This is a genomic window from Bacillus cereus group sp. MYBK14-1 (assembly GCF_051916885.1).
Classification (GTDB): Bacteria; Bacillota; Bacilli; order Bacillales; family Bacillaceae_G; genus Bacillus_A; species Bacillus_A cereus.
The window spans coordinates 343946-365331 of sequence record NZ_JBQAHM010000001.1 but is presented as its reverse complement, the minus strand read 5'-3'; the positions used below and the strand labels follow the sequence as shown (position 1 = coordinate 365331).

The following is a 21386-nucleotide window of genomic DNA, read 5'->3' as shown; positions in this document are numbered from 1 at the left end:
TATGCGTACAGATAATTTGATTATAAATGGTTACGGTTCATCGAATGGTGGCGAGTTTCATAAAGTGCAATTAAACGGAAAAGGAACTGTGAATGGAAATGTTGAATGTGAGCAATTTGAATGTAACGGTTACGGTGCAGTTACTGGCGATTTGAAAAGTAGCAGTGCATGAATTAGCGGATCTGGTAAAGTTGATGGCACAGTTCATGCTGAAACGATGCGAATTGATGGAAAAGCAACAATTACGCAAAATGTAAAAGCAAACAGTTTGAAAATTGCAGGAAAAGGTACGATAGGTGGAAATGTTACTGGTGAAGAATTTAAAGTCAATGGTCAAGCTACAATTGACGGTAATTGTGAAGTGGATACTTTTTCTTCAGAAGGACAATTTACAATCGGTGGTTTATTAAGCGCAGATGAAATTAATATAAATATTCACGGTACATGTCGAGCGAAAGAAATTGGTGGTCAAACGATTAAAGTAAGACATAGATCAGGTACATTTAGTAGGCTATTTAAAACAGTATTTGGCTTGCAGTTAGAAGCTGAACTATTAGAAGGTGACAATATCGATATTGATTATGCTCACATAAGAACGGTAAGAGGAAACAATGTTACAGTAGGAGCAAACTGTGAGATTGAACTGATTGAATATACGGGTGTTCTTACTGTTGATAAAAATGCAAATGTAAAAGAAATTAAGCAGGTTTAACGGAAGGGAGAAATCAGTATGGAACATCCACATAGTCTCACAGTAAATGGTTCTGGTAATTCAGCAGGCGGAGATTATAATAAAGTGAAGATTCGCGGTGAAGGAACAATTACCAATGATATGAGTTGCAATGAGTTTAAAACGTACGGAACGAGTGATGTACGCGGTAATGTGAAAGTGAAAAACTATGTCGTGTATGGAGATAACGAAGTACAAGGAAATGTAGATGCGGAATATGTAAAAGTATATGGTAATACACAAATTCATGGTGATGCTCATATTGAAAAAACAAAAGTTAGAGGTATGATAGATATTGCAGGAAAGTTTTCAGGTGATTTCGTAGATGTAAAAGGTGCTTTAAATGTGAAGGGAGATATTGAAATAGAAGATTTATCATTAACTGGTGGTCTTGAAAGTGCTGGATTACTTAATGCTGAAAATATTCAAATCTCACTTCGTTATGAAGGCAGTAAGGTAAGAGAAATTGGTGGTAAAAAGATTACTGTTCGTAAAAAAACGAGATTTATTCCTTTTACTAGTCATGCTGGAAACCTCCAAACTTCGATTGTTGAAGGAGATGATATCTATTTAGAACATACGATTGCTGAAGTTGTAAGAGGCAACAACGTCACAATTGGTCCTGGATGTGAAATTAGTGTTGTAGAATATCATACTAGTTTTAATCAAAAAGGTAATGCAGTCGTAAAAGAACATAAACAAATATAAGTAGTATGAGGGAGAGCAAGAGATATGGTTGAGAAGAATAATAAGCTCGGCTTTGTTGTGGCGGGCTTATTGCTAGGTATTTTAATGGCATCGATGGATAATACCATTGTCGTAACGGCGATGGGAACAATCGTTGGTGACTTAGGAGGCCTCGAAAACTTTGTATGGGTCGTTTCTGCCTATATGGTCGCAGAAATGGCAGGCATGCCGATTTTCGGTAAGCTATCAGATATGTATGGTAGAAAGAGATTCTTTATTTTCGGTTTAATTGTCTTTATGATTGGTTCGGCACTTTGTGGTACTGCTGAAAATATTACACAGTTAGGTATTTATCGTGCCATTCAAGGTATTGGCGGCGGGGCATTAGTGCCAATTGCGTTTACTATCGTTTTTGATATTTTCCCACCTGAAAAACGCGGGAAAATGGGTGGCTTATTCGGAGCGGTATTTGGATTATCTAGTATTTTCGGGCCATTACTTGGCGCTTATATTACCGATTACATTAGCTGGCACTGGGTATTTTATATTAACTTACCACTTGGCATTTTAGCACTTATTTTTATTACATTCTTTTATAAAGAATCACGCGTTCATAGAAAGCAAAAGATTGATTGGTTTGGTGCAATTACTTTAGTTGGTGCAGTAATTTGTTTAATGTTTGCTTTAGAACTAGGTGGACAAAAATATGATTGGGATTCTAGCTTTATTTTAAGCTTATTTGGTGGATTCGCCATTTTAATCATCGCATTCATTTTTATTGAACGAAAAGTAGAAGAACCAATTATTTCATTTGAGATGTTTAAGCAGCGCTTATTCGGAATGAGTACAATTATTGCTTTATGTTACGGTGCTGCATTTATGTCAGCAACTGTGTACATTCCGTTATTTATTCAAGGTGTATACGGTGGTACCGCAACAAACTCAGGATTATTACTTTTACCGATGATGTTAGGATCAGTCGTAACAGCGCAGTTAGGCGGATTTTTAACAACTAAACTTAGCTACCGAAACATTATGATTATTTCTGCGGTTATTATGCTAATTGGACTATTCTTATTAAGCACGTTAACACCAGAAACAAGTCGTGCATTATTAACAGTTTATATGATTATTATCGGATTTGGAGTCGGTTTCTCATTCTCTGTACTAAGTATGGCAGCTATTCACAACTTCGGTATGGAACAGCGCGGGTCTGCGACTTCAACGAGTAACTTCATTCGTTCGTTAGGAATGACACTAGGCATTACAATCTTCGGAATGATCCAAAGAACAGGTTTCCAAGATCAATTAGAAGAAGCATTTAAAGGGATGAGCGGGGGAATGAATACAAACGCTTTAGGGGATTCAAGAGCTATTCTATCAGAATCGGCAAGATCTCAAATCCCTCCGCAAATATTAGATAAGATTATTGACGCTCTTTCTAGTTCAATTGTTCAAACATTCATGTGGGCATTGGTACCAGCTGGATTAGCATTCATATTCATTTTCTTTATGGGAAATGAGCGCATGGTAATTAAGAAACAACAAACGAATAAAAAGAGTGAAACATCAAAAGCGTAATGAAAAAGCTCCTTTCTAATTGGAAAGGAGCTTTTTCGTATGTACGGATTTAGATTAGCCTTCGATAATTTCGTATTCTTCGTCTGCTAATAGTAAAATTTGTGTTTTCTTACCTTTGTTTTGAACTTCGATTACATCGTAAGCACCTAAGTCTCTTACTTTGCTTTGAGAAGCGTTAACCATAACTTCAATAGAATCAATTAAGATATCTTCTTCAATGTATGATTCAGGCAATGCCATATCTTCAGTATCTAATACACATGCGTATAGATTTTGTAAGTTTTCAGCAGTTGGGTTTTGTTCCTCAACATCAATGATGTTTTTTACTGCTTCCATATTTTCCTCTTTTGCTTGGTATACTTTAATTTTAGCCATTGTTTTAATCTCCTTTATAACGTAATCGTAGAGGCTACACCTTATTATAACGTTTTTTTTATGAAAGATGAAATTGTTATATGTATTTATAGTAAAAATTATGTGTCCTTACTCAAAAATGGTGTGATTTCCATATAAATGTACGAGTAGGTAACGATATTACTACGTTAACGTTATATTGTCCAAGCTTTTCTTATTTTCTTCTCATATATATGTAGTAGCAATTCTATATAGAGAAGGGATGGAGTGTAAGTGGGGTGTGAACCGAAACGTGATTGTGGGTGTTGCCAAAATAGTATATGTGAGTTTTTACAGAGTCTAGAACCGTATACAAAAGTTGAAAGTATCATAATAGCAGGAAACGAAATTGCTGTATCTTATTTTCTTTCATTTAATAAGAAAACAGGTATCGTATCATTCGTACAAGAAGACAATGAGGTTATATTTGTCGATTGTTCAAAGATTGATGCAATTCGAATAGGGAAAGTATGTAGTTGCAAAACAAAAGTTAAATATATTGAAGAGGACTTTAGCTTGCTAGGAAATGTTTGCCCGCATTGTTTAACGGAGGGGAGTACAATCTTTTTCGATTTTAACAATCCTGAATTAAATGTGTCTTTCCAAGCAACAACAATTAATCCACCTAGATGTACTGAATTTACAGATGATCTCGGGAATGTAGTAAAGCAAATTACTATAGTAGGTGAGGCGAGAGTTTCTAGAGATTTTGTTCAAGTACCTGAACTGGTAGGTTTTCGATTACTTTTATCACATCCAGCTGGAGACCCTTTAAACTACGGATTATTATTTATTAATTTTCCTGATACGATTTTTATTTTTATATTGGCATCAAGCGGATACCTTTCCATTTCGAACTGTTTAAAAATAGAGGGCGGAACTGGTGATGCCGAAATAGAAGAGATGAAAAAAATGATAGAGGATGACGTTAACACGTACAAATCAGTTGTTAAATTGACTAAAGTATATAAGAACGGTGAGACGGAATCTTTTATTTATAAAAATGAGTTATAACACATGTATTTAAATGCACCCTCAAACTATTGTTGAGGGTTGTTACATAATTAATTATGTTGGTCCTTCAAACCGTTTGTTAACGGGTAAGAAATATATTTATTGTTGACTTATTTTATATGTTGATCATTTCATAGTTAGTAGATGTTATAATCATTTTATGTTTACTGATATTTTATAAATATTCGAAGTTTTAATTTAATAGTCAATTGCTTTTATGATGAACAGGTGGGTATGTATATGAATACGAATTATGGAGCGCTCATGAAAATGTTAAGAGTAGTTGATTCTAAAGAAGGCGGGAATGTAAATGATGTATGAAGCGAATATACATACAAGAAAAAAACTAGTTTCTATGTTTGAGGATTTCAATAACGTTGTTTTACTTTCTTATTTACAAGGGCATATGGGTACTGCTTGGGTAAATGATCTTGAAAATCCAAAAGTAGCACAAGTTACGGTAGGGATTTTTACATTTTACGCTGGAGACCCAAATACGAAAGAAACAGAAGAGTTATTACGTAATATTCCAGAAAGAATTTTAGTTATCGTAAATAGTGAAGAGTGGAAACAACGCTTAGAAACATTCCATGAAAGAAAAATAGATAAGTTTTTACGTTATAAATTCAAACGAAATCCAGAAGTTTTTAATCGTTCAAAATTAAAAACTTTTATATCAGCACTTCCAAAAGAATATGAGTTAAGAAGAATAGACGAGTATATCGCAAATAGCCCTACATTACATAAGATATCTGAAGATTTCACAAGTCAATTTCATTCGGTAGAAGATTATATAAACCGTGGTATAGGTTATAGCATTTTATATAACGGAGAAGTTGTATGCGGTGCATCCTCGTATAGTATTTATAATGATGGGATTGAAATTGAAGTTGCGACTGATCACAATCATAGAAGAGAGGGCTTGGCAACTGTAGTAAGTGCAGCTCTTATATTGGATTGCTTAGAAAATGGAAAGTATCCAAACTGGGACGCAGCGAATACTACATCTGCTAAACTAGCAGAAAAGTTAGGATATGAATTTGATAAGGCATATGATACTTATTTTGTGGATAATAGATGAGTGAAGGAGTTACATACTAAAAAATAAATACGCCCTAGTACGTAAGTCTAGGGCGCATTTATTTTTTAGTAAATATCTTCATAACAATCATATCATATTTTATCTTTTGAATGTTTGGAATTAAAGATATTTATGTGACTTTTTGAAAAAATAAAAGAGCAGCTAGCAAAAGCCAACTGCTCCTCTCCAAGGGGAAATGGAGAAATACAATCATCTTATCTATAGTATTGACGGAACATAGAGTTTTAATCAAAGCCCGATTGGTGAGGGATTTGATTAAAACTCCCACTGATTAAAGTTTCACTTTATTATATTTACAATTTAAATAGTAGAACGTGTTTATCGTAGTTCTCCAAACACCAATTATATTTTTTTAGAATAATTGGATGGACTGCTTCTGTCGTAGTATCGACTTCAGTATATCCATATTTCTTATAAAAGTTTTCTAATTCCTCAAAAGGAAGACAATATACATTTTGTATTTGTGATTTTTTCGCAGTTTCTACTAAAAATGAAACAAGCTCACCAGCTAATTGAAGCCCTCTAAATTGAGGCAGAATAAAAATCCCGCCCATTTCTAAAGTATCTTCATCTATTTGGACTAATCGGCCAACACCTGCATACTCGTTGTTATATGTAATAATTGCAACTTTATCTCTCTTTAAATCACTTCGTACAAATCCTATTGAGTCATATTGACTATTAATCCATTTTAAATCGTTAGATGTGGCCAATTGAATACTCATATATATCCTCCTTCGGAATACTAGCGCTCTCTTCATTATATAGAACATAAGATACTATATCAAAGGAACCTTGAGGTAGCCCATTTGTTTAAGTTATTAGTTAAAAGTGTGGGGTTGCTGGCATTGAAATGATGGATTCGCCAAACATAGGATAATAATCTTGTGAATTTAGTGTTACATAGTCAAAATAAAAATTAATTCATGCGTTCGGTAACGCACGATGGTTTAAGTGTAGAGAAGATCATAGGGGTATTTTAATTAGTAGCTACTGTATTCATTGAAGTTATTAAGGAAATGTCGTAATCCCTAGCCTTAGTGATACAAATCAGGGTTTAGTAAAAAAACTCTTCCTGAAAAAGAGGGGGATTAAAGATAGGAGCACTTCGAAAAGTGCCCTTCAGTAAACGACTACTTATTCTAAAAAGAAAGGATGCAATATATTATATGAAGTTTAGTGTATTTAAGTATGGGTCTTTTATATAAATGTGAAATAAAAGAGGGGTGTCTTCTTATTAGAAGGCAGCCTTTTGTTATTAGAAAAAAGAATTAGAAGTAAAATAGAAAATCAAGTTACTTGTCCAAACAAATTTTTTAAAAATACATAAAATGCTAGTAGTTAGCCAATATTTTCATATTGCTAATTTTTTAGTCTAAAAGGGGTGATTTTATGTGTGAATGTGAAGTTTGTAGAAGAAAGAAAAATCGGGATCCATTAAACCGGGAGTTTGAGCCGAAAAAACGAGTTCCTGAGCCAAAAAAAGAGGATTGCGAGCCAAAAAAAGAAGATTGCGAATCATTAAATGATTATTCGTTTAGTAAAAATGCAAATTTTTTAGAGGAAGCTATACAAACAGATGAAATCGATCAAATTTCTGAGGAATATATTGAAATAGTTGATTCAGCAGATGTACAAGTTACTACTACAGATACAAAAGCTGCGCTATCTATCCAAGCGGCATTACAAGCAGCTATCGTAGTTGTAGTAAGTATTTCTATAGCAGATAGTGAAAAGGCAGATAAAATAACACAAGAATTATTTCAAAAATCAGCTATTAAACAAATTAATAGACAAAAAACATTTATTAAAAATTCTAGAAACGTAACCGTAACAACTACTGATACAGATATTGCAGTGAATATTCAAATTCTCCTTCAAATTTTATTAGCGCTACTAGTTAAACTAAACATTTTATAAAGTTTAGCTATAAGGGTTCACTCTAAGTAAATATTTTTTGTTGTAATATGTGGTACAAGCTTGGACTTCTCATTATGACCGAATTAATATTCAAGATTTATGGGAAATTAAGTGTGGAAAACTACACAATAACAAAGATGAACTTATTATTTAACAGTGAATAAAACTTAAATATGTGAAGTAAAGGAGGGCTGTCTTCGTATTAGAAGACAGCTTTTTGATTTTATTAGTAAAAAAAGTAAAAATAGAAGATTAAGTTACTTGTCCAAGCAATTTTTATTTAAATACATATAATGCTGGTAGTTATTTGAAATTTTTATAGAAAACTGATAGGAGTGAACATTGTAAATGGATGATTTAAATAAATTTTCTTCCTTTAAGTTTGATAAGGATCAAAAGAATATAATTATAGACCTTTTACTCTCAGATATTTTTAATAGGCATGGGATAAATGAAGAAAAATTAAAAAATTTATCACCAGAAAAAAAGCAGCAAATTAAAAGTATTGTTTCTGAAATACAATCACAAGTTAATAATTATTTAGATTGAAGGGGGGTGAACATATGGACAAAACATGTCATTCAGATGAAAATAAAAAGTGGAGTGCATTAGATTCCTCAAATCCTCATCCATCTTTTAAAAATGCTAGCGTTTCAGAAGCAGCTGCGCAAGAAAGTAAAACGTATCAAATTTCTGAAGAATCTATTACAATTGTAGATTCCGCAGATGTAGAAGTTACTACTACAGATACAAAAGCTGCTTTATCTATTCAAGCAGCATTACAAGCAGCTATCGTGGTTATAATAAGTATTTCTATAGCAGATAGTGAAAAAGCTGACCGTGTAGCACAAGAACTGTTTCAAAAATCATCTATTAAACAAATTAATAAACAAGAAACTGTTATTAGAAATTCTAGAAATGTTACAGTTACGACTACGGATACAGACATAGCAGTAAATGTTCAAATTCTTCTCCAAATTTTATTAGCTTTACTAGTAAAATTAAATATTTTATAAAATGTTTAACTTGTTTTTATCTAGTGATTCTTACAGGTGAATATTCACTGTTTTAATTATAGTACAGGCTATAAATATTTATCATAACTGGACTAATATTCAACATCACCAAAGTATGAATGTAAACAAACAATTTGATGGAAAATAAAGTTTGGTTATTTTATGAAAATGTAAAAGCCATTTCCTTTATTGGATTTGGCTTTTAAATTTTAAACAGTATGAATTTGAAAAGATTATATTAAGATAAAGAATTAAAATATAATGATACAAAATACTTATAAAATTATTCGTGTTTTAGAAAAATAATAAGAAAAAGGTGTTTAAAATAGAATCATTTTCATTAATAGTTCAAGTTTTGAAGAATAGTGCATACAATATAAAGTGTTTTCCTTTCTTCATTTAAGTTTTACGTATATAATTTAAAAGTACTATTTTTATTTTATTATTTTATATTTATAACAGAATAGAGGTTTAAAAATGGGTGTTAAAATCATTACGGATAGTGCGGCGGATTTACCAGTAGAATTGCTGCAAGCATATGATATTGATTTAATTCCACTCCGTGTATATGATGAAGCAGAAACAGAGTATTTAGATGGAGTAACATTAGAGTCAGTTACATTATTGCAAAAAATGAGAGAAGGCGCTGTTTATAGAACGTCATTGCCTTCACTTGAAACGTTCCAAGAAAAATTTGTTTCTTATGCAAAAGAAGGTAATCCTTGTATATATTTAGCTTTTTCATCTGAACTGTCTGGTACATATCAATCATCAGTTGTCATTAAAGAGGAAGTAAAAGAAACATATGCTAACTTAGATTTAGAAATTATTGATACGAAATGTGCTTCGCTTGGTCAAGGTCTTGTCGTTTTAGAAGCTGCTAAAATGGCAAAAGACGGCGCATCAAAAGAAGATATTTTAAAGCGTGTTGATTTTCTAATGAGCCATATGGAACATATCTTCACTGTAGCTGACTTACAGTACTTAGTGAGAGGTGGACGTTTAAGCAAAGTCGCAGGATTTATCGGTGGTTTACTAAACATTAAACCGATCTTAAACGTGGAAGAAGGAAAACTTGTACCACTTGAAAAGGTACGAGGGAAAAAGAAAGTATTAAGCCGTATTGTTGATATTATGGAAGAACGTGGTAAAGACCTTAAAGGTCAAACAATCGGTATGACTCACGGTGACGATTTAGAAACAGCGGAAGCATTAAAATCATTAATTACGGAAAGATTTGGCTGTGAAGTATTTATCGTAAATACAATTGGTGCAGCAATCGGTGCACATACAGGACCTGGCGTTATAACGTTATTTTTCTTAAATGAAGTAGAGTAAAGGATTGATCTTTTGATCAATCCTTTTTTATTTTTTAATCTGTGATAATCGGTCGATATGGTATTGATGAAGATAAAATCTTTGAAGTTTTCCTATATCAAATGCAATCTTGTAGAGGGAGTATTTTTTATATGTGTAATGATACTTAATGGTAGAAGAAAAGAGTATAAATAAGAATATATTTATAGGAATTTAAATATTTGGAGATATCAAAATTTTGCCATTTCATATATAATTGTGTGGGGAGAAATATCTGTAACTATTTGTAAAAATAGGAGGCGGCTATAAAAATGCAAGAAAGTGCTAGATGGGATTTAAATCGCTTGTATTTGAATGAGGATATTCTATTTCCGATTTTGGAGTTGAAAGAGCAATATTTTGTAACAAAAGATGTAGAGATTCTTTCAAAGCTTATACAAGCTATTGAAAAAGCAGAATACTATTTGTACTGTCGATCGGTTGAAGAAAGTGTTCCATCTGACCTTACTAAATTGACCGTGAAAGTGAAGGAACTAAAAAGTGAATTACAGCAAGTAATAAAACATAATGAAGTGGAAACTTCAGATAATACTAAGTTAATAAAAGATGAACTTAATGCGTGGGAAAATATGTACATACAATTACGGGATAGGATAGAAATAGAGCACAATAATAAACTATTATCCTTTGGACAAGCAAATACTATTGCAATGAATAGTGATAATGAAAAGGAAAGATTAGAAGTATTCGAGTCATTAACATGTGCTTTACATAAGGAAAAAGAAATCTTTGCTACTGTATTAAATCAAGTAGGGAGATTGCGTAATGCAAAGAGTAATGAAATAGAAGATAGAGAGATTTTAACACAATCTTTTCATGCGAATGGCATTTCAGAAACTGTATTATTCCAAATGTGGAATGCGACAGAAGAAAACCTTGATAAATTAGTAAGTGCTTTAAACGTGTATAAGAAAGGGAAAGCTTCAATTACATGGCATGCACTTATGACGGTAAAGGAAAGTAATGAGGTCATGATTCCTTTTTCAGTAGCAATACAAAACGTTTATGATGCATGTAAGAATATTGATGAAGAATTAGCAGAATTTGCACGTAATGCGATAGAAAGTGGTTGGGTAGATGCTGAACCGAGAGAGAATAAACCACCAGGTGGGTTTTGTGCTCCATTTTTCAGTGAGAAAGAATCAAGAATCTCCATGCGTTATGATGGGAGTATAGATAGTGTAAGAGTGCTCGCTCATGAATTAGGACATGCTTGGCATTTTTATAATATGAGTTTTGAACAATCTACATCTTTTTTAGATGATTATTTGCCGATGAGTACGGCTGAATCAGCATCTATTTTCTTTGAAACGGTACTCTTAAATTATCTAATTGAAACAACGGATAGTAAAGATATGAAAAAGTCATTACTTAGCTGGAAAATAAGAAATAGTTTTAATTATGTAATGGCAATACGAGCATCGTATCAGTTTGAAAAAACATTTTATGAAAAATGTAAAGAGGGTCCATTAAGTGCTGATGAAATTGAGAAATTATCTATAATGGTACAAAAAGAAGCTTATGGAAAAGCTTTAAGTGAATACCAGCCGTTTGTATGGATGAAATATATTCAATTTTATATAGCAGATGTTCCTTTTTACAATTATCCATACACATTTGGATATTTAGTAAGTTTTAGCTTATTAGAAATAGCTCAAGAAGGTAAAAGTACTTTTCATTCGAAATATAAAGAGTTCTTACGAGAAACAGGAAAGGCTCCAGTAGAGGAGCTTATGAAAAAACATTTTGAAATAGATATAAGAAATTATGAATTTTGGAATAAAGCTTTTATTCAAATTTCTAAAGACATTGATGAATATTTACAGCTTATGTAAGGGGAGAGTATAGTGGATCAGCAGTTTATAAAAGGTATACCTTTTTCAACTTTAGAATATGCAAAAGCTATAAGTTTATTAAAAGGTTGGCTACATGAACAACAAGAGAAACCAAGGTTTGTAGTAACTGCAAATCCTGAAATTGTTATGTCTGCAAAGGAAAATACGGAAAAATCAAAGCAGTTTAAAAAGATGTTACTATCTGCGGATTTAATAACAGCGGATGGGATTGGTGTCATAATTGGCTCGAAAATATTAAAAGGAACTTTGAAAGAACGTGTTACTGGGGCGGATTTAACTCACGATTTAATAAAATATTGTAACGACAATGAATATCGTGTCTTTCTTTTTGGAGCTGCGCCAGAAAGTAATAAAAAGGCATTAGAAAAATTAAATGAGCAGTTCCCAGGAGCACAATTTAAAGGACAGCATGGCTTTGTAAATGGTGAAGAAATAGAAGAAATAAAAATGAAAATTAAGCAATTCAAGCCGCATTTATTACTTGTAGGACTAGGTTCACCAAAACAAGAAGAGTTCATTTATGAAAACATACAAACATTAAACGTTCCGCTATCTATTGGTATCGGAGGAATGATTGATATAATATCTGGTACTGTAAAAAGAGCACCGAAAATAATGAGGGATACTGGAACTGAATGGCTGTATAGGTTACTCTCACAGCCGAAAAGATTAAAGAGACAACTTGTACTTCCGAAATTTTTATTGTCGGTTATGTCAGAGAGGATTAAAGGGATTAATTAATAAAGGGGACTACATACATGAACAGAATCGGCATTATCGGAGCAATGCAAATTGAAATAGATTTACTTTTAGAAAAGCTAGTAATACAAGAAGAACAGACAATAGCGGGAATGCCATTTTATATTGGAGAATTCATGGGAACAGAAGTAATTATTGCACGTTCTGGTGTAGGGAAAGTAAATGCAGCTGCATGTGCGCAAACATTAATTCATAAATTTAATGTAGACTCTATCATCAATACGGGCGTTGCTGGTGGATTACATCCAGATGTAAAAGTTGGTGATGTAGTTATTTCAACGAATGTTACTCATCATGATGTAAGTAAAAATCAAATGAAAAAATTATTCCCGTTTCAAGAGGAGTTTATTGCAAGTAAGGAATTGATAGAGTTAGCACGTAAAGCATGTAACAGTAATAGTTCAAATATTCAAGCTCACGAAGGAAGAATTGTAAGTGGTGAATGTTTTGTTGAAGATTCAAAGTTAAAGGCAAAATTAATAGACGAATACGCACCTCATTGTACAGAAATGGAAGGTGCAGCAATTGGACATGTTGCCTACATAAATGATATACCGTTTCTTGTTATACGATGTATTTCTGACAGTGCAGATGATGAAGCTCAAGTTTCTTATGATGATTTCGCGAAAACTGCTGCAAATTATTGCTCAGAAATTATTATTGAGATTCTTAAAAATATATCTGGTAAAACTATAGTCCAAAAGGAGAGATAAGAATGTTACAAGCATTAATTTTTGATATGGATGGAACATTATTTCAAACAGATAAAATTTTAGAATTATCGTTAGATGATACTTTTGATCACTTAAGATCACTTCAATTATGGGATACGGTAACACCGATTGAAAAATACCGTGAAATTATGGGTGTGCCGCTACCGAAAGTTTGGGAAGCTTTATTACCGGAACATTCTATTGAAATAAGAGAACAAACAGATGCATATTTTTTAGATAGACTAATTGAAAACATAAAAAGCGGAAAAGGCGCTTTATATCCAAATGTAAAAGAAATATTTATATATATAAAAGAAAATAATTGTTCAATTTACATTGCTAGTAATGGTTTGAAAGAATATTTACGAGCAATCGTAACGTATTATGCTTTAGACAAGTGGGTGACTGAAACGTTTAGTATTGAACAAATACAATCGCTAAATAAAGGTGACTTAGTTAAAAGGATTATGAACAAATATGATATAAAAGAGGCAGCGGTAGTCGGTGACCGGCTATCTGATATAAATGCAGCGAAAGATAACAGTTTACTTGCAATTGGATGCAATTTTGATTTTGCGCAAGAAGAGGAACTTGCTCAGGCTGATATAGTAATAGATGATTTAATAGATTTAAAGCGGATACTGCCTGCTGTACAGAGATAAATAAAGTGTGTGCATTTTTTTCGAGTCCTATATGTCTTATTTTATGGAGGGGAATATGCTTAAAAATAATTTTAAAATTAGTAATATTCCTGCGGTTTTGTGGGGAGATAAGAGTGAAAAAATTTTTATTGCAGTACATGGAAATATGTCAAATAAGGAAGATGCAGTTATTCAAATATTAGCTGAAGAAGCCGATCGAAAAGGTTATCAAGTATTAAGCTTTGATTTACCTGAGCATGGAGAAAGAAAGAATGATAACACTCCTTGTAAAGTACAGTTTTGTGTTAATGAATTATCTATAATTATGAACTACGCAAAAGAACATTGGAAAGAAATAAACGTGTTTGCATGTAGTATGGGAGCGTATTTTAGCCTTTTAGCTTTTCAAAATGATGTGATAGAAAAGGCATTATTTTTATCACCAGTAGTTAATATGGAACGAATTATCGAAAATATGATGAAATGGTTTAATGTAACACCGGAGCTTTTACAAAAAGAAATGACTATAGAGACACCTATTGGTCAAAAGTTATATTGGGATTATTTATGCTATGTAAAAGAGCATCCTATTAGTACATGGAATACAGATACATATATTATGTACGGAGCTAAGGATGAACTGTGCGAATTTGAAACTATTAACTATTTTACAAAAAAAAATCGTTGTGAATTAGAAGTTATGGAGACGGGTGAACATTATTTTCATACTGAAGAACAGTTAAAAATATTTGAACAGTGGTTACACAAACATATTGATTAACAAATTACAATTTATCTTGAACCTGTTAGAGAAGAATGGGGAATATATAAACTGATATTATATTTGAGAGACATTATAAATGTATATGTATTCATTTAAGTAAACAGGTGCTTTAGTTCAATAAGAATTACACAACTTTAAAGAGCCTTACCACACACTAGATTGTAGCAAGGCTCTTATATTTTCATAATAAAATTAATTAACTGTATTATCGATTTACATATGAAGTGAAGTATATGCATACTATGAATTAAATAAAGTAACAACCATAAAAATGCTCAGAATAAATGATTCTCGAGCATTTTTATGTATTTTCGTACTTAGGGGGAATGGACTTGAAAGATATACATATTCAACAAATAGAAAATTTAATGGAATATGAATTCAGTCATCTCGTTCAAGACAGTGAAGAAGAAGGGTTTAATTTCCTTATAAGACTAATAAATGAATATAAAAACAAAGTAAATGTATTCAATAAAACTGGAGAATGTTTATATGGTATTTTCCAAGGGGATATGTTAATCGGAGTTGGAGGTTTAAATAAAGATCCGTACACAAAAGACAATAAGATTGGGCGGTTGAGGAGATTTTATATTTCCAAGGATTATCGGCGTATAGGGTTAGGGAATTTATTATTAAATCAACTATTATGTCATGCGGAAAAGTATTTTGAAGTGATTGTTTTACATGCTGACACGAAGCAAGGGGATGTGTTTTATACTTCAAATGGATTTGTAAAAGGGGGATTATATAAGGGATCGAGTCACTACAAACTATTATAGAGATTGCTATCCAAAGAATAGCTACGGAAAGGTATTTTCGTTGATAAATCGATATATTTTAAAAATCCCTGATATATATGAAGGTGCGACCCTTATATTAAAAACAACTTTTATAATTTCATTTACCAAATTGTTATTATAAAAAAGAGCACCTTAGCTTTTAAAATTTAGCTTATAAGGTGACTCCTTTTCATTCAATTACATTTTAACCTTCATTTGTTTCAATAATAATCCTGGTTTACCTTTTACATAATAAAAATGCGGATTATTTTCATCATCATAAAGCATAATATAAGGCTTTTCTTTTAGTGGGAGTAGTATAAGTACTTCGTCTATTGTAGTGTGTAACCATTGATTAGTAATAGAAACCGGCTTAGATAAAGGGATTTTTATCATATAGCCATCTTTTGGAACGACATTTAAGTTTTTAAATGGACCAGTAATTGATTTAGCGTATTGAACTGCTTCTTTTTGGATTACTGGATCTAAAGATTGTTTTTGAATGACCATTTCTTTTTGACAATCAAATACTTCAATTTGTTGATTTGTATTTGCGAACGCATTTGTTGATAATAGAAATAGAAGAAGAGAAATGACCCCGATTTTTTTTATCATAGTACAACACCTCACCATTACTATCCCCTCAAAAGCTTTAAATATTTTTCTGTCACATTCATGTAACAAGGATGTTGTATGATACAATTGGTTTTTGTTTAAAAGCAATGGAGGAAAAAATATGAAAGTTTTAATTGCAGATGACGAACAAGATATGTTAAGGATTTTAAAAGCTTATTTTGAAAAAGAAGGCTTTGAAGTATTATTAGCGAAAGACGGAGAGGAAGCACTTCAAATATTTTATGATGAAAAAATTGATTTAGCTATTTTGGATTGGATGATGCCGAAACATAGTGGTATTACTGTCTGTCAGGAAATAAAAAAGAATTCAAGCGTAAAAGTATTAATGCTTACGGCGAAAAGTGAAAGTGAAGATGAATTAGCAGCGCTTCAAAGTGGGGCAGATGAGTACGTAAAAAAACCATTTCATCCAGGAGTACTAATTACGCGAGCGAAAAAACTTATTCAGCATGATGATATTATTCAAGTACAAGATGTAAAGATAAATTTTGCCAAAAATAAAGTATATAAAAATGATATAGAGTTAGAAATTACAAAAACAGAGCTCGAATTAATAAAATGCTTTTTAAATCATAAAGGAACTATTTTAACTCGTAAAAAATTGTTAGACATTGTATGGGGATTTGACTATTTTGGAGAAGAGAGAACGGTTGATACACATGTAAGAAGGCTGCGTAAAAAAATTGGAGAAAATATTATTAAGACGCATCGTGGGCTGGGTTATAGTTTGGAGGAACAAAGTGAATAAACTTGGGAAAAAGCTATTTCTCAGCATTTCTTTAACCGTTATTCTTATATTTACAATTTCTTTATTATTAATTAACTTTCTCCTGCCGAAATATAATATTTATAAAACACGTGAAAACTTAAATGAATTTACAACTCAAATACAAAATGCGCCAGTCAATGATTTAGAAGATGTTATTCATACAATTGAAAGTGAAAATAACGTTACAATTGCGTATACGCCAATTAATCAGTCAGAAGATGCTATGAACGACGCGTTACGCATGCAACTTACGAAAAAGAAAGTAACGTTAAATAAGCTTTGGATTACGAAAGACGAAGTTATGAAAGTGAAGACGGAAGGGCAATCGAATAAACTGTACGATCAAGGAAAGGTAAAAGCGAGTTTTTTTGCTAAATATATTGCGAAAGATGATACGATAATTTTAATTGGGACTTCCATTGCGAATTCAAATGAAATTATAAATACGTTAAATACATTTTACTTATATATCCTATGTTTCTCGCTCCTTCTTATTATTTTACTTGTGTGGATACTTTCAAAAATAATAACGACACCACTGAAAGAGTTAAGTGATGTGGCTCAGGATATTTCACATTTGCAGTTTAAAAGAACGAAAGTGAAAACGAATGATGAAATAGGAGAGTTGGCCAATAGTATTAATATCATGAGTGAAAAACTACATGAAGCACATCAAGACTTAACTGATCGTAATGAACATTTAAAACGATTTATGGGTGATGTAACGCATGAATTAAAGACACCGATCGCATTAGTAAAAGCATACTCTATGGGGATTAAAGATGGATTAGATGATGGGACTTACGTAGATACAATTATTAAACAAACAGATCAAATATCAAACTTAATTGAAGAACTATTACGATTTTCTAAACTAGAAAGAGATATTTTACAAAAAGAAGAATTCCCCATTGAACCACTGGTCCAGAGTATATTAGATAAGCATCAGATTGAACTGGATTCGAAAGAAATTAACTTGCAAGTAAATTGTAATGCGGGCAATACAATCGTTTATGCAGATTTAAATAAAATGAGAATGGTGTTTCAAAATTTAATTTCTAATGCGATAAAATATACAGCAAATCAAACCATAATAATTACATTAGAAGATAGAAATAAAAGTATATATTTCCAAATAAAAAATGGCATTCCTACGGATAAAATTAAGGATATCGAGAAAATTTGGGAGCCTTTTTACGTACTAGAATCTTCTCGTAGTAAAGAAAAATCAGGTACAGGATTAGGGCTAGCGATAGTGAAAAGTATTTTAGAAAGGCATGGTTTTGAATATGAAGTTTCCTCTATAGATGGAGAAATTCAATTTTATATAAATGTGAAAAAGGACTAATGAAAATATTAGTCCTTTATGCAGCTTTAGAGATTAGCGATATAGGATGAATCACCATAATTTTCAAAATTGATGTATTAAATGGAGAATTAGCAAATGTTCTACTTTCATTAAATTCACGTGAAGTTCACAGGAAAACGTTATATTTACATAGTTATATTTGAATTTAATGAAGTGAGGTATTCAGATTTGAAAAGAAAGAAATTAGTAATTGGTAGCATTTTAATGGGTATGACGTTATCTTTATCTGCATGTGGTTCATCAGATAATATTGTAACGACAAAATCAGGAAGCATTTCAGAAAGTGATTTTAACAAAAAATTAAAAGAAAACTACGGTAAACAGAATTTATCTGAAATGGTAGTAGAGAAAGTATTACATGATAAATATAAAGTTACGGATGAAGAGGTAACGAAACAACTAAAAGAATTAAAAGACAAGATGGGCGATAATTTTAATACATATATGGAATCCAATGGTGTGAAAAATGAAGATCAGTTGAAAGAGAAATTAAAGCTTACTTTTGCTTTTGAAAAAGCTATTAAAGCAACCGTAACGGAAAAAGATATTAAAGATCATTATAAGCCAAAGCTTCAAGTTAGCCATATTTTAGTAAAAGATGAAAAGACAGCAAAAGAAATTAAAGAAAAATTAAATAGTGGCGAAGATTTCGCGGTATTGGCTAAACAATATTCAGAGGATCCAGGTTCTAAAGAAAAAGGTGGGGAACTATCTGAATTTGGACCTGGTATGATGGTGAAAGAATTTGAGGATGCTGCGTATAAGTTAGAAGTTGGTCAATTGAGTGAACCTGTTAAATCTTCTTTCGGATATCATATTATTAAGCTAATGGATAAAAAAGAGCTTAAACCGTATGAGGAAGAGAAAGAGAATATTCGTAAAGAATTAGAACAGCAACGTATACAAGATCCTCAATTCCATCAACAAGTTACTAGAGAACTGCTTAAAAATGCAGATATAAAGGTATCTGATAAAGACTTGAAAGATACCTTTAAAGAGTTAGAAAAATAATAAATGGAATGTAAGGCAAGCGATAGAAATATCGGTTGTCTTTTTCTCTATTTATCCCGCTATTTGCCGGGCAGTAAGACCCCACCTCAAAATTCAGCGAAAGCAAAGAAGTGGCCCTGCTGATCGTAAACGCCCAATTGGTGAGGGCTGATTAAAGTTTCACTTTATAAAGAAGGTGGGAGTGGGAAAATAATTTCACACCTCCATTAAATTTTACTTAATAAGAAATCTTTGAGTTTCTCAACTTTTATATAAAAATAAAACTGAATTTTCAGTTATTTTGTTATATAGTAAAAGAGAACGAATAAGGGGAGGGAATATTTTGAGTAAAAAGAAAATGGCAATTACACTGTCAGCAATGCTATCTGCAACAATTATACCTAGCTTTACTATGGATGTGCATGCAGAGAAGAAGGAAGAGACTAAAAATACGAAAATTGAATTAGAAAATGGGATGACAAAACCGATTTATTCTCTCGATGAAGCTATTATCGAAAATTTATATGTAGAGACAGAAGTTGATAGTGATCGAGACGGTAAGAAAGACAGAGTATCGATAAAAGTTATGCGTCCAAAGACAGATCCGAATGTGAAAGTTCCTGTTATTTATGAAATGAGTCCATATCGATCTGGATTAAAAGATGTTCCTGTATATAATGTAGATGAAGAATTGTATGCGTATGAAGGAAAACCGTATGGAGCGATTAATCTTGGTTCGTATGGGAACTATTACGTGCCAAGAGGTTATGCAGTTATTTTAGGCGAAAGTATTGGTACTGGAAAATCAGATGGATGCCCTACAACTGGAGATGAACAAGAGATACTCGGGACAAAATCTGTTATTGATTGGGTAAACGGTCGCGCGAAAGCATTTACAGAACAGGGTGAGGAAGTTCAGGCAAATTGGTCTACAGGCAATGTAGGTATGACTGGAGTTTCTTATAATGGTACATTACCAAATGCTGTTGCGACTACTGGAGTTGAAGGTTTAAAAACAATTATTCCAATCGCAGCAATTAGTAGTTGGTATGATTATTATCGTGCAAATGGTGCAGTCATTGCTCCAGGCGGGTATCAAGGAGAAGATACAGATAATATGGCAGAAGCAGTACTGACAAGGGAAACCCCTGAAGTTTGCGGACAAGTTATAAAAGAGTTAACGGCTGGACAAGACCGAAAAACAGGTAATTATAATGATTTTTGGGATAAACGTAACTATGTAAAAGATGCTAAAAATGTAAAAGCGAGTGTATTTGTTGTTCATGGTTTAAACGATTGGAATGTTAAAACGAAACAGTTCGCGCAATGGTGGGAAGCACTTGGAGAAAATAATGTTCCGCGTAAAATGTGGCTACACCAAGGTGGTCATGGTGGGACATCAAGTAATAACTGGCAGCAAACACAAAATAAATGGTTAGATTATTGGTTGTACGGAATTGAAAATGGAATTATGGATGAACCAATGGTTGATGTGCAAAGAGAAAATAAAACGTGGCAAAAGATAAAAAATTGGCCAGATCCAGCGGCTGTACCTTCAAAAATCCGTATGTATTTAAGCAATAAATCAGTCAATTTGCCACTAAGTATGGGATCGGCTAATAAAGTTTTCTCATTCTTAGATGATGCACAAATAAAATCAAATCAATTAGTAGCAAACCCAGAATTAGAAGTAGCAAATCGATTAGTATATACAATGCCTGTACTGCAAAAAGATACGCGTATAAGTGGTACACCAAAGATTTCAATTACAGGAAATATTGATCGATCTGTATCAAATTTAACAGCGTTACTTGTTGACTATGGAGGAGCGAAGCCGGAAATCGTAACGAGAGGCTGGATGGACCCACAAAACGTAAAGAGTATAGAAAATTCAACAGCGATTCAACCGGGCAAAGATTATACATTCACATGGGACATGCAACCAGATGATTATGTATTTAAAGCGGGGCATCAAATCGGAGTTGTTTTAATTGCAAGTGATTATGATTATACAATTAGACCGAAAGCTGGCACGAAACTTACAGTGAAATTAAGTGAAGTGACATTGCCGATTGTGAAATAAATATTTTTTCTAAAGAGCTTACTAAAGTAAGCTCTTTAATTTGTAGTCTGAATTTTTAATTTTTATATTTCGAATTGGAAGGTTATGTAATACAATATCATTATATTCTATGGAAAGTGAGTGATATATTATGATAGTCAGCTCTTTCGAAATCTCATTAAAATTAGAGGTACAGGAAGATTAGTTG

21 protein-coding genes and 1 pseudogene are annotated in these 21386 nt (G+C 32.3%); 19 read left to right on the top strand and 3 right to left on the bottom strand.

Annotation, left to right across the window (positions count from 1 at the left end):
• The first annotated feature begins 1 nt into the window (after window position 1).
• From ACTFR3_RS01895 to ACTFR3_RS01885, 3 genes and pseudogenes are all read left to right on the top strand, one after another.
• Window positions 2-712: pseudogene (locus ACTFR3_RS01895) on the top strand (polymer-forming cytoskeletal protein).
• Window positions 713-730: 18 nt separating this feature from the next.
• On the top strand, window positions 731-1438 hold the full coding sequence (locus ACTFR3_RS01890) for a hypothetical protein (protein ID WP_017673238.1): 708 nt from the start codon (window positions 731-733) through the stop codon (window positions 1436-1438).
• Between the two features lie 24 nt (window positions 1439-1462).
• Entirely contained in the window at window positions 1463-2998 is a 1536-nt protein-coding gene (locus ACTFR3_RS01885) for an MDR family MFS transporter (protein ID WP_000229612.1), read from the top strand.
• 54 nt (window positions 2999-3052) lie between these two features.
• Here ACTFR3_RS01885 and ACTFR3_RS01880 read toward each other — a convergent pair whose 3' ends face one another.
• Window positions 3053-3373 carry a hypothetical protein gene (locus tag ACTFR3_RS01880; protein ID WP_001062733.1) on the bottom strand — a complete coding sequence of 107 codons (321 nt, stop codon included), beginning with the start codon at window positions 3371-3373 and terminating at the stop codon, window positions 3053-3055.
• Window positions 3374-3625: 252 nt separating this feature from the next.
• Here ACTFR3_RS01880 and ACTFR3_RS01875 point away from each other — a divergent pair, with 252 nt between their 5' ends.
• Together ACTFR3_RS01875 and ACTFR3_RS01870 are read left to right on the top strand one after the other, a co-directional pair.
• Window positions 3626-4405 carry a BC_2878 family exosporium-associated protein gene (locus ACTFR3_RS01875; RefSeq protein ID WP_000501710.1) on the top strand — a complete coding sequence of 260 codons (780 nt, stop codon included), beginning with the start codon at window positions 3626-3628 and terminating at the stop codon, window positions 4403-4405.
• 310 nt (window positions 4406-4715) lie between these two features.
• Window positions 4716-5486, top strand: coding sequence for a GNAT family N-acetyltransferase (locus tag ACTFR3_RS01870; RefSeq protein ID WP_088338710.1), 771 nt, complete (start codon window positions 4716-4718; stop codon window positions 5484-5486).
• A 314-nt stretch (window positions 5487-5800) separates the two neighbouring features.
• Here the strand turns inward: ACTFR3_RS01870 and ACTFR3_RS01865 are convergent, their stop codons facing one another.
• Window positions 5801-6232, bottom strand: coding sequence for a GNAT family N-acetyltransferase (locus tag ACTFR3_RS01865; protein WP_000027166.1), 432 nt, complete (start codon window positions 6230-6232; stop codon window positions 5801-5803).
• Between the two features lie 667 nt (window positions 6233-6899).
• On the opposite strand from ACTFR3_RS01865, the gene ACTFR3_RS01860 reads away from it, so the two are divergent.
• From ACTFR3_RS01860 to ACTFR3_RS01815, 10 genes are all read left to right on the top strand, one after another.
• Complete coding sequence (locus tag ACTFR3_RS01860) at window positions 6900-7427, top strand: spore coat protein (RefSeq protein ID WP_127064007.1); 528 nt, start codon at window positions 6900-6902, stop codon at window positions 7425-7427.
• A gap of 348 nt (window positions 7428-7775) precedes the next feature.
• Window positions 7776-7976 carry a spore coat protein W gene (locus tag ACTFR3_RS01855; RefSeq protein WP_000342253.1) on the top strand — a complete coding sequence of 67 codons (201 nt, stop codon included), beginning with the start codon at window positions 7776-7778 and terminating at the stop codon, window positions 7974-7976.
• A 14-nt stretch (window positions 7977-7990) separates the two neighbouring features.
• Window positions 7991-8443: a spore coat protein gene (locus ACTFR3_RS01850; RefSeq protein ID WP_000361676.1), complete on the top strand. Its 453-nt coding sequence runs from the start codon at window positions 7991-7993 to the stop codon at window positions 8441-8443.
• 477 nt (window positions 8444-8920) lie between these two features.
• Entirely contained in the window at window positions 8921-9781 is an 861-nt protein-coding gene (locus ACTFR3_RS01845; RefSeq protein ID WP_000538278.1) for a DegV family protein, read from the top strand.
• Window positions 9782-10071: 290 nt separating this feature from the next.
• Window positions 10072-11655 carry a M3 family metallopeptidase gene (locus ACTFR3_RS01840; RefSeq protein ID WP_017673241.1) on the top strand — a complete coding sequence of 528 codons (1584 nt, stop codon included), beginning with the start codon at window positions 10072-10074 and terminating at the stop codon, window positions 11653-11655.
• A gap of 12 nt (window positions 11656-11667) precedes the next feature.
• A complete protein-coding gene (locus ACTFR3_RS01835; RefSeq protein ID WP_017673242.1) occupies window positions 11668-12417 on the top strand; it encodes a WecB/TagA/CpsF family glycosyltransferase in 750 nt (249 codons plus the stop codon).
• A gap of 17 nt (window positions 12418-12434) precedes the next feature.
• Window positions 12435-13148: a 5'-methylthioadenosine/adenosylhomocysteine nucleosidase gene (locus ACTFR3_RS01830; RefSeq protein WP_001079719.1), complete on the top strand. Its 714-nt coding sequence runs from the start codon at window positions 12435-12437 to the stop codon at window positions 13146-13148.
• A 2-nt stretch (window positions 13149-13150) separates the two neighbouring features.
• Window positions 13151-13810 (top strand): HAD hydrolase-like protein, encoded by a 660-nt coding sequence (locus tag ACTFR3_RS01825; protein WP_017673243.1) that lies wholly within the window; start codon window positions 13151-13153, stop codon window positions 13808-13810.
• Window positions 13811-13865: 55 nt separating this feature from the next.
• The gene (locus ACTFR3_RS01820) at window positions 13866-14570 is read left to right on the top strand and encodes an alpha/beta hydrolase (RefSeq protein WP_326265178.1); all 705 of its coding nucleotides are present in this window, start codon (window positions 13866-13868) and stop codon (window positions 14568-14570) included.
• Between the two features lie 287 nt (window positions 14571-14857).
• Window positions 14858-15352, top strand: coding sequence for a GNAT family N-acetyltransferase (locus ACTFR3_RS01815; protein WP_113304098.1), 495 nt, complete (start codon window positions 14858-14860; stop codon window positions 15350-15352).
• Between the two features lie 198 nt (window positions 15353-15550).
• Here ACTFR3_RS01815 and ACTFR3_RS01810 read toward each other — a convergent pair whose 3' ends face one another.
• On the bottom strand, window positions 15551-15967 hold the full coding sequence (locus tag ACTFR3_RS01810; protein ID WP_000591771.1) for a hypothetical protein: 417 nt from the start codon (window positions 15965-15967) through the stop codon (window positions 15551-15553).
• Between the two features lie 121 nt (window positions 15968-16088).
• Between ACTFR3_RS01810 and ACTFR3_RS01805 the strand changes: the two genes are divergently transcribed.
• From ACTFR3_RS01805 to ACTFR3_RS01790, 4 genes are all read left to right on the top strand, one after another.
• Window positions 16089-16736, top strand: coding sequence for a response regulator transcription factor (locus ACTFR3_RS01805; RefSeq protein ID WP_000865979.1), 648 nt, complete (start codon window positions 16089-16091; stop codon window positions 16734-16736).
• Window positions 16729-18105 (top strand): sensor histidine kinase, encoded by a 1377-nt coding sequence (locus ACTFR3_RS01800; protein ID WP_088338704.1) that lies wholly within the window; start codon window positions 16729-16731, stop codon window positions 18103-18105. Before ACTFR3_RS01805 ends, ACTFR3_RS01800 begins: the two co-directional genes overlap by 8 nt.
• Window positions 18106-18294: 189 nt before the next feature.
• Entirely contained in the window at window positions 18295-19137 is an 843-nt protein-coding gene (locus tag ACTFR3_RS01795; RefSeq protein WP_440044112.1) for a peptidylprolyl isomerase PrsA, read from the top strand.
• A 322-nt stretch (window positions 19138-19459) separates the two neighbouring features.
• Window positions 19460-21199 carry a Xaa-Pro dipeptidyl-peptidase gene (locus ACTFR3_RS01790; RefSeq protein ID WP_088338703.1) on the top strand — a complete coding sequence of 580 codons (1740 nt, stop codon included), beginning with the start codon at window positions 19460-19462 and terminating at the stop codon, window positions 21197-21199.
• Window positions 21200-21386: the final 187 nt, after the last annotated feature.

Excerpts from the sequence above, each read along its gene's own strand:
- ACTFR3_RS01870 (WP_088338710.1), top strand. The coding sequence starts at position 4,716 with ATGATGTATGAAGCGAATATACATACAAGAAAAAAACTAGTTTCTATG.
- ACTFR3_RS01830 (WP_001079719.1), top strand. The coding sequence starts at position 12,435 with ATGAACAGAATCGGCATTATCGGAGCAATGCAAATTGAAATAGATTTA.
- ACTFR3_RS01890 (WP_017673238.1), top strand. The coding sequence starts at position 731 with ATGGAACATCCACATAGTCTCACAGTAAATGGTTCTGGTAATTCAGCA.
- ACTFR3_RS01805 (WP_000865979.1), top strand. The coding sequence starts at position 16,089 with ATGAAAGTTTTAATTGCAGATGACGAACAAGATATGTTAAGGATTTTA.
- ACTFR3_RS01825 (WP_017673243.1), top strand. The coding sequence starts at position 13,151 with ATGTTACAAGCATTAATTTTTGATATGGATGGAACATTATTTCAAACA.
- ACTFR3_RS01865 (WP_000027166.1), bottom strand. The coding sequence starts at position 6,232 with ATGAGTATTCAATTGGCCACATCTAACGATTTAAAATGGATTAATAGT.
- ACTFR3_RS01810 (WP_000591771.1), bottom strand. The coding sequence starts at position 15,967 with ATGATAAAAAAAATCGGGGTCATTTCTCTTCTTCTATTTCTATTATCA.
- ACTFR3_RS01840 (WP_017673241.1), top strand. The coding sequence starts at position 10,072 with ATGCAAGAAAGTGCTAGATGGGATTTAAATCGCTTGTATTTGAATGAG.
- ACTFR3_RS01880 (WP_001062733.1), bottom strand. The coding sequence starts at position 3,373 with ATGGCTAAAATTAAAGTATACCAAGCAAAAGAGGAAAATATGGAAGCA.
- ACTFR3_RS01885 (WP_000229612.1), top strand. The coding sequence starts at position 1,463 with ATGGTTGAGAAGAATAATAAGCTCGGCTTTGTTGTGGCGGGCTTATTG.
- ACTFR3_RS01815 (WP_113304098.1), top strand. The coding sequence starts at position 14,858 with ATGATTCTCGAGCATTTTTATGTATTTTCGTACTTAGGGGGAATGGAC.
- ACTFR3_RS01860 (WP_127064007.1), top strand. The coding sequence starts at position 6,900 with ATGTGTGAATGTGAAGTTTGTAGAAGAAAGAAAAATCGGGATCCATTA.
- ACTFR3_RS01850 (WP_000361676.1), top strand. The coding sequence starts at position 7,991 with ATGGACAAAACATGTCATTCAGATGAAAATAAAAAGTGGAGTGCATTA.
- ACTFR3_RS01855 (WP_000342253.1), top strand. The coding sequence starts at position 7,776 with ATGGATGATTTAAATAAATTTTCTTCCTTTAAGTTTGATAAGGATCAA.
- ACTFR3_RS01820 (WP_326265178.1), top strand. The coding sequence starts at position 13,866 with ATGCTTAAAAATAATTTTAAAATTAGTAATATTCCTGCGGTTTTGTGG.
- ACTFR3_RS01845 (WP_000538278.1), top strand. The coding sequence starts at position 8,921 with ATGGGTGTTAAAATCATTACGGATAGTGCGGCGGATTTACCAGTAGAA.